Annotated in this window: 16 protein-coding genes and 1 pseudogene; 16 read left to right on the top strand and 1 reads right to left on the bottom strand. The window is 59.4% G+C overall.

Features of this window, described 5'->3' with window-relative positions; genetic code table 11:
- Nucleotides 1–657 precede the first annotated feature (657 nt).
- From nifH to LCM4577_RS17955, 15 genes and pseudogenes are all read left to right on the top strand, one after another.
- Complete coding sequence (gene nifH / locus LCM4577_RS18025; RefSeq protein WP_040971496.1) at nucleotides 658–1551, top strand: nitrogenase iron protein; 894 nt, start codon at nucleotides 658–660, stop codon at nucleotides 1549–1551.
- A 98-nt stretch (nucleotides 1552–1649) separates the two neighbouring features.
- Nucleotides 1650–3152 (top strand): nitrogenase molybdenum-iron protein alpha chain, encoded by a 1503-nt coding sequence (gene nifD / locus LCM4577_RS18020; RefSeq protein WP_040971455.1) that lies wholly within the window; start codon nucleotides 1650–1652, stop codon nucleotides 3150–3152.
- Nucleotides 3153–3286: 134 nt separating this feature from the next.
- A complete protein-coding gene (gene nifK / locus LCM4577_RS18015) occupies nucleotides 3287–4828 on the top strand; it encodes a nitrogenase molybdenum-iron protein subunit beta (protein WP_040971456.1) in 1542 nt (513 codons plus the stop codon).
- A gap of 59 nt (nucleotides 4829–4887) precedes the next feature.
- Nucleotides 4888–6378 (top strand): nitrogenase iron-molybdenum cofactor biosynthesis protein NifE, encoded by a 1491-nt coding sequence (gene nifE / locus LCM4577_RS18010; protein WP_071072643.1) that lies wholly within the window; start codon nucleotides 4888–4890, stop codon nucleotides 6376–6378.
- 9 nt (nucleotides 6379–6387) lie between these two features.
- Nucleotides 6388–7770, top strand: a complete 1383-nt coding sequence (gene nifN, locus LCM4577_RS18005; protein WP_071072641.1) for a nitrogenase iron-molybdenum cofactor biosynthesis protein NifN — start codon at nucleotides 6388–6390, stop codon at nucleotides 7768–7770.
- The gene (gene nifX / locus LCM4577_RS18000; protein ID WP_040971458.1) at nucleotides 7736–8239 is read left to right on the top strand and encodes a nitrogen fixation protein NifX; all 504 of its coding nucleotides are present in this window, start codon (nucleotides 7736–7738) and stop codon (nucleotides 8237–8239) included. The genes nifN and nifX overlap by 35 nt, the downstream gene beginning before the upstream one ends.
- Nucleotides 8240–8251: 12 nt before the next feature.
- Nucleotides 8252–8731 carry a NifX-associated nitrogen fixation protein gene (locus LCM4577_RS17995; protein WP_041010484.1) on the top strand — a complete coding sequence of 160 codons (480 nt, stop codon included), beginning with the start codon at nucleotides 8252–8254 and terminating at the stop codon, nucleotides 8729–8731.
- A 27-nt stretch (nucleotides 8732–8758) separates the two neighbouring features.
- A complete protein-coding gene (locus tag LCM4577_RS17990) occupies nucleotides 8759–9544 on the top strand; it encodes a response regulator transcription factor (protein ID WP_041010485.1) in 786 nt (261 codons plus the stop codon).
- Nucleotides 9545–10510, top strand: coding sequence for a universal stress protein (locus LCM4577_RS17985; protein WP_244508362.1), 966 nt, complete (start codon nucleotides 9545–9547; stop codon nucleotides 10508–10510).
- 730 nt (nucleotides 10511–11240) lie between these two features.
- A complete protein-coding gene (locus LCM4577_RS17980; RefSeq protein WP_131803469.1) occupies nucleotides 11241–11429 on the top strand; it encodes a hypothetical protein in 189 nt (62 codons plus the stop codon).
- Nucleotides 11430–11773: 344 nt separating this feature from the next.
- A complete protein-coding gene (locus LCM4577_RS17975) occupies nucleotides 11774–13003 on the top strand; it encodes a TlpA disulfide reductase family protein (RefSeq protein WP_083354763.1) in 1230 nt (409 codons plus the stop codon).
- Nucleotides 13004–13274: 271 nt separating this feature from the next.
- Nucleotides 13275–13751, top strand: coding sequence for a DUF269 domain-containing protein (locus LCM4577_RS17970; protein WP_071072639.1), 477 nt, complete (start codon nucleotides 13275–13277; stop codon nucleotides 13749–13751).
- A gap of 27 nt (nucleotides 13752–13778) precedes the next feature.
- On the top strand, nucleotides 13779–13982 hold the full coding sequence (locus tag LCM4577_RS17965) for a CCE_0567 family metalloprotein (protein ID WP_042645941.1): 204 nt from the start codon (nucleotides 13779–13781) through the stop codon (nucleotides 13980–13982).
- A complete protein-coding gene (gene fdxB, locus LCM4577_RS17960; protein WP_071072637.1) occupies nucleotides 13979–14296 on the top strand; it encodes a ferredoxin III, nif-specific in 318 nt (105 codons plus the stop codon). Before LCM4577_RS17965 ends, fdxB begins: the two co-directional genes overlap by 4 nt.
- Before the next feature lie 27 nt (nucleotides 14297–14323).
- Nucleotides 14324–14473 (top strand): annotated as a pseudogene (locus LCM4577_RS17955) (exopolysaccharide production repressor protein); the annotation flags it as partial.
- An 83-nt stretch (nucleotides 14474–14556) separates the two neighbouring features.
- Here the strand turns inward: LCM4577_RS17955 and LCM4577_RS17950 are convergent.
- Nucleotides 14557–14703: a hypothetical protein gene (locus LCM4577_RS17950; protein ID WP_244508367.1), complete on the bottom strand. Its 147-nt coding sequence runs from the start codon at nucleotides 14701–14703 to the stop codon at nucleotides 14557–14559.
- Between the two features lie 248 nt (nucleotides 14704–14951).
- On the opposite strand from LCM4577_RS17950, the gene LCM4577_RS17945 reads away from it, so the two are divergent.
- Nucleotides 14952–15965 (top strand): 1-aminocyclopropane-1-carboxylate deaminase, encoded by a 1014-nt coding sequence (locus LCM4577_RS17945; protein ID WP_071072633.1) that lies wholly within the window; start codon nucleotides 14952–14954, stop codon nucleotides 15963–15965.
- The last annotated feature ends 157 nt before the right edge of the window (nucleotides 15966–16122 follow it).

The raw sequence follows: 16122 nt of genomic DNA, 5'->3' as shown, positions 1-16122 counted from the left end.
GTCACGATAGATGATGAAGACATCTTATTTTGAAATCAGTGACTTAGAGCGGGTTAGCGATAGTTCGCGATAATCCGCGAATGACCCAAAATCACTCAAGCTGCTTTGTATCAAGAACGTAAACCGTTTATCCTCGACTCCTGCGTCCGGAAAGACCTGAGGTGGCCCCACACCTTTGAAGCCCAAGGCGCCATCAGGGTGCGTTCAATGGACGATACCTGGGCGCACCTTGACTGAGGTTCACTCCCGTCAGATCGACGACAGCAGCCGTGGCGTTCTCGATTGGTGCCGGAAGACAGATGCGTGATCCAGGATTAAAGTTCTGGCGGCGCAATTTGGCCGGGGAGGCGTGCCACTCACGAGGAGTGGACGACAGCGTTTGTGTCTTTCGGTCCCCGGCGTGAGGTAATGGCTGTCATATTTAACGCTCTCCGACATGTTTCGTTGGTCTTGTCAGATTCGCGACATAGGCTCGGCTAGCCATTCCTTTATTTTGCTCAGGTCAAATATCTGAAAAGGAAGAACAAAAAACTTTCTTCGATCGGTCAATAAAATTGGCATGCGTTTTGAGCCTTGCGTTACGAGGCGGCGAAAGCTGCCGACCGGCATTCATATCGCGGGCAGCCGTGATGAATGGAACGAAGGAAGGAAAGCTACATGTCAGGTCTGCGTCAGATCGCCTTTTACGGCAAGGGCGGCATCGGCAAGTCCACCACCTCCCAAAATACGCTCGCCGCCCTTGTCGATCTTGGGCAGAGGATACTCATCGTCGGCTGCGATCCCAAGGCCGACTCCACCCGCCTGATCCTGAACTCGAAGGCGCAGGATACCGTGCTGCACCTTGCTGCAAAGGAAGGTTCGGTGGAAGATCTCGAACTCGAGGACGTGCTCAAGATCGGCTACAAAGGCATCAAGTGCGTGGAGTCGGGCGGCCCCGAGCCGGGTGTAGGCTGCGCCGGCCGCGGCGTCATCACCTCAATCAACTTCCTCGAGGAGAACGGCGCCTACGATGATGTCGACTATGTTTCCTACGACGTCCTCGGGGACGTGGTGTGCGGCGGTTTTGCAATGCCGATCCGCGAGAACAAGGCCCAGGAAATCTACATCGTCATGTCCGGCGAAATGATGGCGCTCTATGCCGCCAACAACATCGCCAAGGGCATTTTGAAATACGCCCATTCAGGCGGCGTGCGGCTCGGCGGCCTGATCTGCAACGAGCGCCAAACCGACCGCGAGCTCGATCTCGCCGAAGCACTGGCTTCCAAGCTCAATTCCAAGCTCATCCATTTCGTGCCACGCGACAATATCGTCCAGCACGCCGAGCTCAGGAAGATGTCGGTGATCCAGTATGCGCCGGACTCGAAGCAGGCCGGAGAATACCGTGCGCTGGCAGAGAAGATCCATGCCAATTCGCGCCAGGGCACCATCCCGACCCCGATCACCATGGAGGAACTCGAGGACATGCTGCTCGACTTCGGCATCATGAAGACAGACGAGCAGATGCTTGCCGAACTCCAAGCCAAGGAAACGCCGAAGGCGGCCGCACTGTAACGAGCGTTGTCGACTTGAGGTGCGGCCTTGACCAAGCGCGCCTTTGGAATAACGGCGCCTCGCCGATGAGGCGTCACACGAACCTTGAAAGGGGTCCCATGAGCCTGGAATACGAAAATGACGGTGCTCTCCATGCGAAGCTTATCGAGGAGGTGTTGTCGCAATATCCCGACAAGACGGCGAAGCGCCGCAAGAAGCACCTCAATGTCGCAAAGAGCGGGGACGAGGCCGGCGAGGAAGGGGAGGTCCTTTCCGAATGTGACGTCAAATCGAATATCAAGTCCATTCCCGGCGTGATGACCATTCGCGGCTGCGCCTATGCCGGCTCAAAAGGCGTGGTGTGGGGCCCGGTCAAGGACATGGTCCATATCTCGCACGGCCCCGTCGGCTGCGGGCAATACTCCTGGTCGCAGCGCCGCAACTACTACGTCGGCACAACCGGCATCGACACGTTCGGGACAATGCAGTTCACCTCCGATTTCCAGGAGAAAGACATTGTTTTCGGCGGCGACAAAAAGCTGGAACAGATCATCGACGAGATTGAAGAACTTTTTCCGTTGAACAAGGGCATCACGGTGCAGTCCGAGTGCCCGATCGGCCTCATAGGCGACGACACCGAAGCGGTTTCGCGCAAGAAGGCCAAGGAGATCGAAAAGACGATCGTGCCGGTGCGCTGCGAGGGCTTCCGCGGCGTCTCGCAATCGCTCGGCCACCACATCGCCAATGATGCGATCCGCGACTGGGTGTTCGAGAAGAGGGACGTCGAGTTCGAGGGTGGCCCGTACGACGTCAACGTGGTCGGCGACTACAACATCGGCGGCGACGCCTGGGCTTCGCGAATCCTGCTCGAGGAGATCGGTCTGCGCGTGGTCGGCAACTGGTCGGGCGACGCCACGCTCGCCGAGATAGAGCGCGCGCCGAAGGCCAAGCTCAATCTCATCCATTGCTACAGGTCTATGAACTACATCTGTCGGCACATGGAGGAAAAGTACGGCATCGCTTGGATGGAGTACAATTTCTTCGGTCCCTCCCAGATCGAAGCTTCGCTGCGCAAGATCGCCAAGCATTTTGGGCCGGAAATCGAGGAGAAGACCGAAAAGGTGATCGCCAAGTACCGCCCCTTGATCGAAGAGGTAATCGCCAAATACCGACCGCGCCTCGAAGGCAATACAGTGATGCTCTATGTCGGCGGCCTGCGCCCCCGCCACGTCATCACAGCCTACGAGGACCTCGGCATGGTGATCGTCGGCACAGGTTACGAGTTCGGCCACAACGACGATTATCAACGCACCGCCCACTACGTGAAGAACGGCACGCTGATCTATGACGACGTGACCGGTTATGAGTTGGAGAAGTTCATCGAGGGCGTCCGACCTAATCTCGTAGGCTCGGGGATCAAGGAAAAATACCCGGTGCAAAAGATGGGCATACCGTTCCGTCAGATGCACTCCTGGGATTATTCGGGGCCCTATCATGGCTATGACGGCTTTGCCGTTTTCGCCCGTGATGTGGATCTTGCCATCAACAACCCGGTCTGGGGCCTATTCGAGGCGCCTTGGAAAAGGCGTCCGAGCCATGGACGGGCGATGGCTGCCGAATAAATGCCAGGCCCTCAGCCCGGTCTCCCCCAAGGAGACGATAAACCCGCGACCCCGTGATCCGCGGAAGACCAGAAACGTTTGATGTTCCTGTCCCGCCGTATGGCGCGGTCAGATAGAAAAAAGAGGTAACCACCATGCCGCAGTCGGCCGAAAAAATTCTCGACCATGCGCCCCTCTTCCGCGAGCCGGAATACAGGCAGATGCTGGCCGAGAAGAAGCTGAATTTCGAATGTCCGCACCAGGATCAGGTCGTTACCGATCAACGCGAGTTCACCGAGACCTGGGAATACCGGGAAAAAAACTTCGCTCGCGAAGCGCTTGTCATCAACCCCGCCAAGGCCTGCCAGCCGCTCGGCGCGGTGTTCGCGGCCACGGGCTTCGAGCGAACCATGCCCTTCGTGCACGGTAGTCAGGGTTGCGTGGCCTACTACCGCTCGCACCTGTCGCGCCATTTCAAGGAACCTGCTTCGGCGGTTTCTTCCTCAATGACCGAGGACGCGGCAGTGTTCGGCGGCTTGAAGAACATGGTCGACGGGCTCGCCAACACGTATAAACTCTATGACCCGAAAATGATCGCCGTATCGACGACTTGTATGGCCGAGGTCATTGGCGACGACCTGCACAGCTTCATCGAGAACGCCAAGGAAGAAGGCTCGGTCCCGCGCGACTTCGACGTGCCCTTCGCGCACACGCCGGCCTTCGTCGGCAGCCACGTCGACGGCTATGATGTTACGGTCAAGGGCATTTTGGAGCACTTCTGGAAAGGCCAGGAGCGAACGGAAGCCCTAGGAACGATCAACATCATTCCGGGCTTCGACGGCTTTTGCGTTGGCAACAACCGGGAACTCAAACGCCTGCTCGATCTGATGGGCGTGTCCTACACGTTCATCCAAGATGCCTCCGACCAGTTCGACACACCATCGGACGGTGAATACCGCATGTATGACGGCGGCACGAAAATCCAAGACGTGAAGAATGCACTCAACGCCGAGGCGACACTTTCGCTACAGCATTACAACACCCGAAAGACGCTGGAATATTGCGAGGAGGTCGGCCAGGCCACAGCCTCGTTCCATTACCCGCTGGGTGTCCAGGCGACCGACGAATTCCTGGTGGAGGTCTCCGCGATCTCCGGCAAGGAAATCCCCGAGGCAATCCGACTGGAGCGTGGCCGACTTGTTGACGCCATGGCGGACAGCCAATCCTGGCTGCACGGCAGGAAATACGCACTCTACGGCGACCCGGACTTTGTTCACGCCATGGCCCGCTTCATCATGGAGACAGGCGGCGAGCCGACTCACTGCCTCGCCACCAACGGCACGAAGGCGTGGGAAGACGAGATGAAGGAGCTGCTTGCATCCTCGCCCTTCGGCAAGGAGGCTCAGGTCTGGGCGGGCAAGGACCTGTGGGCGATGCGATCGCTGCTCTTCACCGAGCCCGTGGACCTGTTGATCGGCAATTCCTATGGCAAGTATCTGGAGCGCGACACCGGCACGCCGCTGATCCGGCTGATGTTTCCGATCTTCGACCGGCACCATCACCATCGCTTTGCGCTCATGGGCTATCAAGGCGGGTTGCGCGTACTGACGACAATCCTCGACAAGATCTTCGACAAGCTCGATCGCGAGACAAGCGAGACGGGGGTGACGGACTATTCTTATGACCTCACCCGCTAGGAGCGGCGGCCGGCTTTTAGGGCCGGTCCGTCTTCTCGATGGACTTGGAGACCGACGCAATGTCTTCGCTCAGTGCCAAAATCCAAGATGTCTTCAACGAGCCTGCCTGCGAAAACAACCGCGGCAAGGATGCCAAGGCGCGCAAACAGGGCTGCTCCAAGCCGCTGACCCCCGGGGCGGCAGCCGGCGGCTGTGCCTTCGACGGCGCAAAAATCGTGCTGCAGCCGATCACCGATGTCGCGCATCTGGTCCATGCACCGCTCGCCTGCGAGGGCAATTCCTGGGACAACCGCGGCACGGCTTCGTCCGGGCCAACGCTATGGCGTACAAGCTTCACGACCGATCTCACCGAACTCGACGTGATGATGGGGCAGGGCGAGCGGAAGCTTTTCAAAGCGATCCGCGAGATCAAGGAAGCCTACGCGCCGCCAGCAATCTTCGTCTATTCGACCTGTGTGACGGCGCTGATCGGCGACGACATCGAGGCCGTGTGCAAACGCGCGGCCGAAAAGTTCGACCTGCCGGTGGTGCCGATCAATGCGCCGGGCTTCGTCGGGTCCAAGAATCTCGGCAATAAGCTTGCCGGCGAGGCGTTGCTCGACCATGTCATCGGCACGGCGGAGCCTGACGATGCCGGCCCTTACGACATCAATATCCTTGGCGAATTCAACCTGTCGGGCGAATTTTGGCTGGTGAAGCCGCTCCTTGATCGGCTTGGCATCCGGGTGCGCGCTGCAATTCCGGGCGACGCTCGCTACCTCGAAGTTGCGTCAGCGCACTGCGCCCGGGCCAACATGATGGTGTGCTCGACCGCACTCATCAATCTCGCCCGCAAGATGGAGCAGCGCTGGGACATCCCGTTTTTCGAAGGCTCCTTCTATGGCATCACCGACACCTCTGAAGCGCTGCGGCAGATCTCCAGACTGCTCGTGAAGAAGGGGGCGGATCCCGAGATCCTCGGCCGCACCGAGGCATTGATTGCTGAAGAGGAGGCAATTGCCTGGAAGAAGCTTGCCGCCTACCGGCCGAGACTCGAAGGCAAGCGCGTGCTTCTCAACACTGGTGGTGTGAAGTCCTGGTCGGTCGTCCACGCACTGATGGAGATCGGCATTGAGATCGTCGGCACCTCGGTCAAGAAATCAACGCCCGAAGACAAGGAGCGCATCAAGAAGATACTCAAGGACGAGAACCACATGTTCGAGTCTATGGCACCGCGGGACCTTTATGCCATGCTCTCGCAACGCAAGGCCGACATCATGTTGTCGGGCGGGCGCACGCAGTTTATCGCACTGAAGGCCAAGGTACCCTGGCTCGATATCAACCAAGAGCGTCACCAGCCCTATGCCGGCTATGACGGCATGGTGGAACTCGTACGTCAGATCGACCTCGCCATCCACAACCCGATCTGGCGCCAGGTGCGTGAGCCACCACCGTGGGAGTGCCAGCTTGCCGCAGGGGACGAACCGCCGGGCACCAAGAGTGAGACCGCGATCGTCCAAGGTTTTAAGAAATTCGCCRGCACGACGGCCGACGATTTCGGCGAGTGTTGAGGAAAGCCGATGGTCCGCATCCTTCCCCAGACAAAAGCCGCGGCGGTCAATCCACTGAAGTCGTCGCAGCCGCTGGGTGCAGCCTTGGCCTTTCTTGGGATCGATGGGGCCATGCCATTGTTCCACGGCAGCCAGGGGTGCACCAGCTTCGCGCTCGTGCTCTTCGTGCGGCATTTCAAGGAAGCCATCCCCCTGCAGACTACCGCGATGGACGAAGTGGCGACGATCCTTGGCGGGGCGGATCATCTGGAAGAGGCGATCCTCAATCTCAAGAGTCGTACAAAGCCAAAGCTAATCGGGGTCTGCACGACGGCGCTAACGGAAACCCGAGGCGAGGATTTCGCAGGGGATATCGCCAATATCAGGCAGAAGCACGCGGAAGAACTCGCGGGTACGGAGGTCGTGCTGGCCAACACGCCGGATTTCGAGGGGGCGATCGAAGAGGGTTGGGCCAAGGCGGTCACTGCGATGATCGGAAGGATCACGCGCCCCGGCGAGCAAGCGCGGCAATCGAAGAAGATCGCCATCCTGCCCGGGTGGAATCTCACTGTGGCCGATATCGAGCATTTGCGTGACATGGTCGAAAGCTTTGGGCTCGAGCCGGTGATTGTGCCGGACGTCTCCGGCTCGCTCGACGGCACAGTGCCAGACCGCTGGGTCACGACCACCTATGGCGGTACCAGCGTCGAGGACATCCGCGAGCTCGGCACGGCCGAACGATGCATTGTCGTCGGTGAGCATATGCGCCGCCCGGCCGAGCTGCTGCACAGGTTGACCGGCGTGCCTTACACAATCTTCCAGTCACTGGCTGGATTGAAGGCCGCAGACCGGTTCGTCTCGCTGCTATCAGCGATTTCGGGCGCGCCGGTGCCGGCCGGGGTCCGCCGGCGCCGGGCGCAGTTGCAGGACGCGCTGCTCGACGGACATTTCCATTTCGGAGGTAAGAAAATTGCGATCGCTGCCGAACCAGACCAGCTCTACCAGCTCGCGACTTTCTTCGTCGACATGGGCTCCGAAATCGCGGCGGCGGTCACCACGACCAATATGTCGAAAATTCTGGAAAAAGTACCGGCGGACTCGGTCCAGATCGGCGATATCGGCGATCTGGAAGCTCTTGGCGCTGGCGCTGATCTCCTCGTCACCCATTCCCACGGCCGCCAGGCGGCGCAGCACCTTGGCATCCCGCTCATGCGCGTCGGCTTCCCGATCTTTGACCGGCTCGGCAGCCAACACAAGCTCACAGTCCTCTATCAGGGTACCCGCGATCTGATCTTTGAGGCTGCCAACATCTTCCAGGCCAATCGGCATGCGCCGACGCCTGAGGCGCTTGATCCATTCCGCCACCGAGAAATGCCAGATGAGCTCCGTTCGTCGTCTCTCGCTCGTCACTGACGAGGTTCATGCATCGATGCCGCTGCGGCAAGCCGGCGCCTTGCGCGTGGCGATCGCTACGCAAGACATGAAGAACCTCAATGCTCACTTCGGTTCTGCCAAGCGCTTTGCCGTCTACGACGTGACGCGCGAGGAATGGCAACTTGTGGAAGCCGTGGCCTTCGACGAGGTTTCCGACGAGAGCGGGACGCATCGCAGCGAGGGCGATGATCGCATCACTCCCAAGGTGGAGGCGCTGAAGGGCTGTCATCTCCTGTTTTGTCTGGCTATTGGTGGCCCTTCGGCAGCCAAGGTTATTTCGGCGAAAATCCATCCGATCAAAGTGCCCCAGCCCCAAACCATCCAAGAGGTGCTGTTGCGCACGCAAACGATGCTCAGGAAGGTTCCTCCCCCATGGCTGCGCAAGGTGCTGGGCCAGGCCGGCGTTGCCGAAAAGAAACCGTGCTTCGAAGACGAGGATCTCAAATGAGGAGTAGGCGAAATGCTTGACGCCGTGGTCAGCCCTGATGTCGCCGATGACGAGGCGGCCCTTGCCACCCCGTTCGTCAAATGCCTCGTGCGGCTCATCCGCGCTCAGGATTCCTACGGGTCGTGGGAAGGCAAATCGGACGCCGAGCTCCTGGGCGACTTTATCATCTCAAAGGAACAGCGCCGTGCGATCCCGATCATCGGCGATCCCGATCCTGACGTCCTGTGGAGGCTCGACATGTTTTACACCGCAGTCGGGCTCGCGATCGAGGAGCGCTCCGGCCTGATGGCATCGCCGATGATGGAGATGAGCCATGAGGGCTTCGGGCGCGTGCTTTTCACGGCCGGGCGTTTGGTCGTTCTGTCGAAGACCCTGCGCGACGTCCACCGCTTCGGCTTCGAGACGTTCTGGAAACTCGCGGCGGCGGGTACGAAACTGGCCGGTGATGCGATCGCCGCCATTGAAGCTTATCCCGAGGTGGCGCGGGCGTGATGGACGCGATTGTCGAGCAAGGGGATCATGCCAGGCGTTGAAGATATGCCATGGCCCGCCCACCCAACCGAGGCGGTCGAGGCCGATTTGCTTCTTGGGGTAGCGCCGATGAAGCCATTGGTACTGATCTGTTCGCAAGATGCGGAGTTGTATCTGTTCCTGAGCCACATTCTGGGGGTGGACGGTTTCACGAGTGAGCCGGCCGGCGGCGTGAAGGAAGCAATTGCAGCGGCCGATGAACGAGAGCTCCAGGCCGTGGTGCTGGATTGCGGGCCAGCAAGCGCAACGGGCTCCAAAATCTGCGCAACATTCAAGAGCGAACCCCGCACGGGTGGCCTACCCGTTATTGCCCTGATTGCCCCCGGTGCCGAGAACCAGCACCTCGATCTCTTGAAGGCAGGCATCGACGAGAGCTTTGTGCGGCCGATCGCGCCGGCCACGCTGCTTGACTGTCTGCGCACGAAGCTGGCGCTGCCGAAGCCGGGTTCAAACGGGGCCGAAAACGGCAGTTGGCTCTGCTGCGGCGGCCTTGAGATGAAGCTCGACGCCTACCGAGTTCGCGGTAATGGCCATGACATCCATCTCGGACCGCTCGAGTTCAACCTTCTGCGCCATTTGCTTGAGGCTCCCGGCAAGGTCTTTAGCCGAGACGAGCTGATCGACGCGGCCTGGCCCAACAATATCCATATCGGTGCACGCACCGTCGACGTCCATATCAGCCGGATCAGAAAGGCGCTGAAGGCGGCCTCGCCCGACAGCGTCATTCGTACCGTCAGATCGGCAGGTTACTCGCTGGAGAAGCCGGATGGCTGAATGGCAAGCCGGTTTGCCATTTCCCATCTCCTTCGCGAGGTCAAGTCTTGCGGCTTCGAAACGCCTGCAGGGTACAACATACTCGAAAAGAAGCAGTCCATGGCCTTCAAAAGCGTACTTAGTGTGACGGGAGCTCACCACTCCGATAAGGACGTCACAATAGCTGCCGGCTTATGTGCTGAGGGCGGTGCGAACCTTTCGGTACTTATTATGGGGTCTCCGCCGCTATGCGGTTCCACGCCCGAGTGGCCAAAACGACATGCAGCAGCCATTGCCAGACTGGAAAAGCGGTATAGGCAGATCGAGAAATTTTCACAGGACATGGCCATTCTGGAAAAGACGTCCAGGGATATTCAAGACCTGCTGGGAGCCCTATGGAATTGCTATGACGTCGATACCGAATTCTGCGACCAGGCCAGCGTCGGCGACGCGGTGCGACGGCGGGCGCTCTGCAGTGACCTGACCATCGTCGGCCCCGCACTTCTCAACGACATCGATCTCGGACCTCTTGTTATCAACGGCAGCTTGTTCGATACCGGAAAGCCGGTGCTCGTCGTACCGAAGGGTGCCGAGGCGACGCTATCGCCGCGGCGCGTGCTGGTCGGCTGGGATTCTCGCGTGGAGGCTTCCCGTGCGGTTCGGGAAGCGCTGGATTTGCTATCCGGAGCCGACGAAGTTCGGCTCACATTGGTCGATTCGGAGGTGACCTGCACCGGAAACGGCACCGAGTCGGGAGCCGACATCGCCGCCTATCTCACCCGGCATGGTGCTCGTGTCTCGGTCGACCGGCTGCCGAGCGCCGGCAAGCCGGCGGCAACGGTGCTCGCGCAGCACGCAATCGAAACGTCTGCCAACATGATTGTCATGGGCGCTTATGGAAGCCGGCGGCTGCGGGAGCGGCTCTTCGGTGGCGTGAGGAGATGGATAGAAGCAAAGCCGCCATTGCCGCTGTTTTTGGCGCGGTGACGGTTCCGAAGGGGGCACCTATGCTGTTCGAAACTCTGCTTAGCTGGTCGCCTATCCTGATGCTCCAAGTCGGCCAAGGTCGCGGTAAACGCGCAGGTTTTCGCGGAGCGCCTCGAGACAATTTACAAGCGCCTCGGCCCGAGGCATCCCGCACGTCTCCAGTGTGCCCTTAGGATGGCTTCTGCTCGCTTGAGAAGATCCGTGAGCGGAACTTAACGGACGCGCCGACGTACTGGGCTTCTCAATGCAGTCAAAACTCAAGGGTTTGCAGGTCGGCGTCAGGTCGAAAACGAGAATCCTTTCGACGCGGCACGCGGTTCGGACCCGCATCGGCACCGCATGGGCGAAATCTTGGATCGCATCGCCCTCACTATTGGGTTGGGGCTGGACAACGCAATAATAGTACCGCACGGCCAAGACCCTCGACTTCGAGTGTGGACTGTCGGGACCTTGCCGGATTGGGCGGCAAGCGATGGCGTCAATCATAATGTCATTGGCTGAGATGGCAGAGCGGCGAGGACCGCCGCCTCTTCGGTGTATTCAGTCGGTCCCGGGCCGACCTGCGTGGCGGCCGAATGGTCCTGGGCTGATCAAATCCGCAATGCTCGCATTCGCGCCTGGGCGGGCGCTGTAGCGCCCCGGGCGCCGGAAACACACAAGGTAACACGAGGCAGGAACGCCACAGAGTTCACCGGCCGGCACCAACACTCCTGGGCCAGTGACGATCATCATGGTCAATCTAACAATGGCGGCATTGGCGATGGCGGTAGTGGCGGGCCGCAGTTGGACCATCGTCGTCGTGCAGGACGGCCATGTCACCAGCCGGGAAATTCAATCGCAAGGCGGCGAGTGGACACAGCAGGCACGCGCATGGAGCGGCCCATTGCAGTGGCGAATGCCGAGTTCTGCTACCGCCTGAGAGAATGGCCAAGCTCTGCTGGCGGCGCGCAAACGCGGCGCGTGACGCGTGGCCGAAGCCTGACAACGGCGGCAAACATGTCGGGTTCAATACAACCGGCCATCTTCATCGCGTCGGTTTTCAAGCGAAATCACCCGTTACTGCACGCTGAGCGCACTGGCACACCCCTTGCTAGGGGAGATGCGGCAACACTGGATGCGGCAAGACTGGGTAAAGGCTCAATGCGCGCAGACGCGCGAGACGAGTGATGCCCGCTTTCCTTCAACGCGTGTGCCCCTCGCTTAGAGGGAAACAAGCTCGCGCGTAAAGTCGCGCAACGTTTGGCAATAGCCTTGGAGAGTAACATGGCGTTGCAAATGGAGTCACAGGCTCCCCCGATCAAGGTCGAGACCTGRCTGCGTGGCGAGCCGCTTGCGCGTTTCCAGCCCGGCAAAGTGTACGTGGTCGAGTTTTGGGCGACTTGGTGCGGACCATGTGCGGCGGCGGCGGCGCTCCAACTGGTGCAACTGCAGGAGAAATACAAGGGAGCCGGACTTGAGGTCGTCGGAGTCGCGGCCGATGAAGACGCTTCCGCGCCCGTTGAAGCCCGAGCCAAGTTGGGCGCGTGGTTGGCCGAAAAGTGCCCGGATCTGAACTATCGGATCGCGTTCGACCCTATAGGTGAAATGAACAAGCTTTGGAGGGAGCCCAGCTTTTCGGTCGGAATTCCGACCTCGTTCGTGGTCGACCGGGACGGCCATATCGCCTTTATCGGTCATCCAAGGCAACTCGACGAGGTTTTGCCGAAGGTGCTGAACGGCAGTTGGCGAACCAGCAATGAAGCGAAGGCCGCCGACACGGCGCGGATCGCCAGAAATGGCGCAGTAGCGCGCGAACAGGCGTTGAAGAAGCCGATCAATGACAGATTCTGGGCGGCGATAAAGATAGAGGATTGGAAGACGGCGCTCTCGGCGATCGAAGAGGGCATCGCCTTGGTGCCGGACGATATCAGTTTCCGCCTGGCTCATGTTCATCTGTTACTTCACAGAATGCGCGACATGCAAAAAGGCATGCCCGTCATGCGCCAATTGGTTCGCGACGCAATCGATAGAAACTCCGAGAACTGGATGCTTGCAGCGCTAGGCCAGCTCTTCGGTCCGGCGTGCCACCATTCGCACTTTCCATCTGCTGAGCGCTTCGCGATGGGCAAGAAGCTGTCCGAACACATCCTGGCACTCAACCCCCCGCAAGGCGACGGCCCCAAGTTCCGGTCCTATCCGGCGGTCGCTAGGTACTATTACGACAGCGGCAATACGGATCGCGCGATCGCGTTGCTTAGGTTGGCAGTGAAGTCGCTTGACAGTCCGGAGCTTACTCCGGACGCCCTGAAACAGCACCTTCTACCGAATTTGCTGCAGGCCCTAGCCAGCTACAAGGGTGGGAGGGCCGTCACAGCGCTCTCTACGCGGCTCCGCAAAAAATTTTCCGGACGCCACGAAAGCGCAATCGGCCGGCGAAAATACATAAAAAGGGGCGTCAATCTGAATGTTTACTGGCCAATTCGTCCATTTACCTGGCGTGACCGCAGCAAGTAGGCCCCATGCAGCACCGGGTGGATCGTTTGCGGCAGGTTCAAAGCTCGAATTTTGCGATGACCCGCGGCCGCGCAAGCGCGCAAGTGATGTTGGACGCGAATTCTCGCCGTGGTGGAAGGCGTCGCAGTCGAAGAAGCGTCCAAGGCCGCTCACCGGGACATCAATTGCTTGGAATTGCCCGCTCGGAGCCGGGCATCGGCCGCGCACGTGTGCCCGAGCTAGGCGTTGCCGGAAAAAGAAATTCGAGGAAGAGGCCTGAACTGGGGACAATATGAAATTGCCCGAAGCCGCGACCTGCGCTGCTATCAACGAGGACGAGGCGGCCCTTGCCACCCCGTTCGTCAAATGCCTCGTGCGGCTGATCCGTGCTGAGGAGTCCTACTGCTTATGGGAAGGCAAATCGGACGCAGCGCTGCTGGCCGGCTTCATCGTCACCAGGAATAAGCGTCGCGCGATCCCTGGCATGGGCTATCCCGATCCCCACGCGCTTTGGAGGCTCGACATGTTTTACAGCGCCGTCGGGCTTGCGATCGCGGAGCGTTTCGGCCCGGTGACATCACAAATTGTGGAGGCCAAACCCGTGAGGCCTCTGGGCGCGGGCTTTTCGGTGCCGGGCGTTGGGTCGTTCTGTCCGGACATCCACCGGTTCGGCTTCGAGACGTTCCGACAACTTGCGGAGGCCGGTACGAGACTGGTCGACGATGCGACCGCAGACACCGAAGTCAGTCCCGACGTCTCGCTGGTATGATGGAAGCCGTTTTCGAGGAAGGATTAAATGTCAAACCTTGAAGAGCTGCAGAAGAAGGTCCGCAAGTTGCAGTCGCGTGCGGGAACCGCGAAGATGGAATTGCACGACCTTGCCGAAGACCTCCCGGTCAACTGGACCGAGATCAAGGTGGTTGCCGAGAGAACATTCGCCGTTTTTGCCGAGTTGGACGCTGCCAAGAGAGATCTCGCTGCATCGGAGACTGCGCGATGACGAGCGCCTTCGTCACCCGCGACGGCTCCAAATGGATGCCGCAATATCTCACCGCTATCGATGGTACGATCTGCATAGGCTGCGGACGCTGCTTTAAGGTTTGCTCGCGCGAAGTCATGCACCTTTACGGCGTCGATGACGCAGGCAAAATCCTCGGCCCCTGCAACGACGAAGACGACGACTTCGATGGCGAGCTCAATCGCATGATCATGGTCGTCGACCATGCAGGCCGCTGCGTCGGCTGCGGAGCCTGCGGCCGAGTCTGCCCGAAGAACTGCCAGACACATGTTGCCGCCGACAAGGTCGCTGCATGATTTGGCGAGAAAACCAGGAGAACGGCGTTGTCCTTCAGAATCTTTTATCGCGCTTTTTGGGTAATCCTGTGCAGCAACGCTTTGGCTGTCTACTTTGCGTCTCATTCCATCCGCACGGCAGTCGTCACAACGCTGGCTTGTTCGCTGCTCCTCCAAATAGTCTATTTCGCAAGCGTGCTCTTTCTGATCTGGCGATCTGGCGGCCCTAGCAAAACTGGCCAAAGGGTTGAACATTTCGGAGTTGCGACGCAGTCAGAATATCAGCCGCCAGACAATGATGAGGTGGTCAGGAATAAATCTTCCGATGCGGCTCCCGTCTTTCCGATGGGCGGCATATCGCTGCTCCACTGACGCGCGACGACGACATCAAAGTCAGATTTATGCCACTTCGGATCAACCGTGAACATCGTGTGGATCGTTTAAGGAATGCCATGCTTTGTGCGGTCGACGGCGACGGCATTCCGTCGCTCGAATCCCGGCGACGCAGTTTTGGTGCGACAGGCCATTGGTAGGGACGCCGGCGTGGCCTTTGCTTGTCGGGACGGCGAATGAGGCGCTGGAATGTGACGAAGCTCTTCTAAGAGGTCGGACAGCGCACCCCTTAAGCTGATGTGTATAGCAAGTCTCGGCTCATTCACGCTTCGCCGGAGAGAACATGCTGGAAAAGTTCGAACGCTATCCGCTTACCTTTGGACCGACGCACATCGAGAAGCTCGATCGGCTCAGCAAGCATCTGGGTGGAAAGGTGGAAATCTACGCCAAACGCGAGGACTGCAACTCCGGACTCGCGTTTGGCGGAAACAAGCTGCGCAAGCTCGAATACATCATCCCCGACGCCATCGCCTCAGATGCCGATACGCTTGTCTCCATCGGCGGCGTCCAGTCCAACCACACGCGAATGGTCGCCGCGGTCGCCGCCAGGATTGGCATGAAATGCCTCCTAGTTCAGGAGAGCTGGGTTCCACATGAGGATGCCGTCTACGATCGGGTCGGCAACATTCTCTTAAGCCGCATCATGGGTGCAGAAGTGCATCTGGTCGACGAGAGCTTTGACATCGGCATCCGCCGCAGTTGGGAAAAGGCGCTCTACGAGGTCAAGGCAAGGGGCGGCATACCCTATGCGATACCAGCCGGCGCGTCCGTTCACCCGTATGGTGGTCTCGGCTACGTGGGGTTCGCAGAGGAGTTGCGCGCCCAGGAGAAACAGCTTGGGTTTGCATTCGATTTCATCGTTGTTTGCACGGTCACGGGTTCGACCCATGCAGGCATGATCGTCGGATTTGCCAATGACGGTCGACATCGCAAAGTCATCGGTATCGATGCCTCTGCCACTCCCTCGCAAACCAAGGCGCAAGTGCTGGATATTGCCCAACATACAGCGGAGCTCGTCGATCTCGGAATGGAACTGGTCGAGGATGATGTAGTGTTGCTCGAGGAGTACGCTTACCCATGTTATGGCATACCGTCCCCGGAAACTAAGGATGCCATCCGTCTGTGCGCGCGGCTCGAAGGTATGATCATCGATCCCGTTTACGAAGGCAAATCGATGCAAGGAATGATCGACCTGATCCAGAAAGGCTTTTTTGCCAAGGGATCGAGGGTTCTTTTCACGCATCTCGGCGGTGCGCCGGCGATCAACGGCTACGGTTACACCTTTCGAAACGGCTGACCCGTACGGGCCGCGTCAGCAGCGACCCGGCTGGGAGTCGCCGCGACGGCTGCCGAGCGCGGAGCTAGTGCATCTGGAGCGATCGCCGCAGCCGCCTATTGATATCGCCACGAACCGCAAACACTTGGCGATGCTGGCGGGCAGCGCCCAAAATTCA

The sequence above is a fragment of the Mesorhizobium sp. LCM 4577 genome, assembly GCF_001854795.2.
GTDB classification, from domain to species: domain Bacteria; phylum Pseudomonadota; class Alphaproteobacteria; order Rhizobiales; family Rhizobiaceae; genus Mesorhizobium; species Mesorhizobium plurifarium.
The sequence above is the reverse complement of the archived record's forward strand: the minus strand, read 5'-3'. Positions and strand labels throughout refer to the sequence as shown.

Bases quoted from the DNA above. Each gene is read 5' to 3' on its own strand.
- nifD (WP_040971455.1), top strand. From the start codon at position 1,650: ATGAGCCTGGAATACGAAAATGACGGTGCTCTCCATGCGAAGCTTATC.
- LCM4577_RS17945 (WP_071072633.1), top strand. From the start codon at position 14,952: ATGCTGGAAAAGTTCGAACGCTATCCGCTTACCTTTGGACCGACGCAC.
- LCM4577_RS17980 (WP_131803469.1), top strand. From the start codon at position 11,241: ATGGTCAATCTAACAATGGCGGCATTGGCGATGGCGGTAGTGGCGGGC.
- LCM4577_RS17995 (WP_041010484.1), top strand. From the start codon at position 8,252: ATGCTTGACGCCGTGGTCAGCCCTGATGTCGCCGATGACGAGGCGGCC.
- LCM4577_RS17990 (WP_041010485.1), top strand. From the start codon at position 8,759: ATGCCAGGCGTTGAAGATATGCCATGGCCCGCCCACCCAACCGAGGCG.
- nifH (WP_040971496.1), top strand. From the start codon at position 658: ATGTCAGGTCTGCGTCAGATCGCCTTTTACGGCAAGGGCGGCATCGGC.
- LCM4577_RS17985 (WP_244508362.1), top strand. From the start codon at position 9,545: ATGGCAAGCCGGTTTGCCATTTCCCATCTCCTTCGCGAGGTCAAGTCT.
- LCM4577_RS17970 (WP_071072639.1), top strand. From the start codon at position 13,275: ATGAAATTGCCCGAAGCCGCGACCTGCGCTGCTATCAACGAGGACGAG.
- nifK (WP_040971456.1), top strand. From the start codon at position 3,287: ATGCCGCAGTCGGCCGAAAAAATTCTCGACCATGCGCCCCTCTTCCGC.
- fdxB (WP_071072637.1), top strand. From the start codon at position 13,979: ATGACGAGCGCCTTCGTCACCCGCGACGGCTCCAAATGGATGCCGCAA.
- LCM4577_RS17950 (WP_244508367.1), bottom strand. From the start codon at position 14,703: ATGTTCACGGTTGATCCGAAGTGGCATAAATCTGACTTTGATGTCGTC.
- nifX (WP_040971458.1), top strand. From the start codon at position 7,736: ATGAGCTCCGTTCGTCGTCTCTCGCTCGTCACTGACGAGGTTCATGCA.
- LCM4577_RS17965 (WP_042645941.1), top strand. From the start codon at position 13,779: ATGTCAAACCTTGAAGAGCTGCAGAAGAAGGTCCGCAAGTTGCAGTCG.
- nifN (WP_071072641.1), top strand. From the start codon at position 6,388: ATGGTCCGCATCCTTCCCCAGACAAAAGCCGCGGCGGTCAATCCACTG.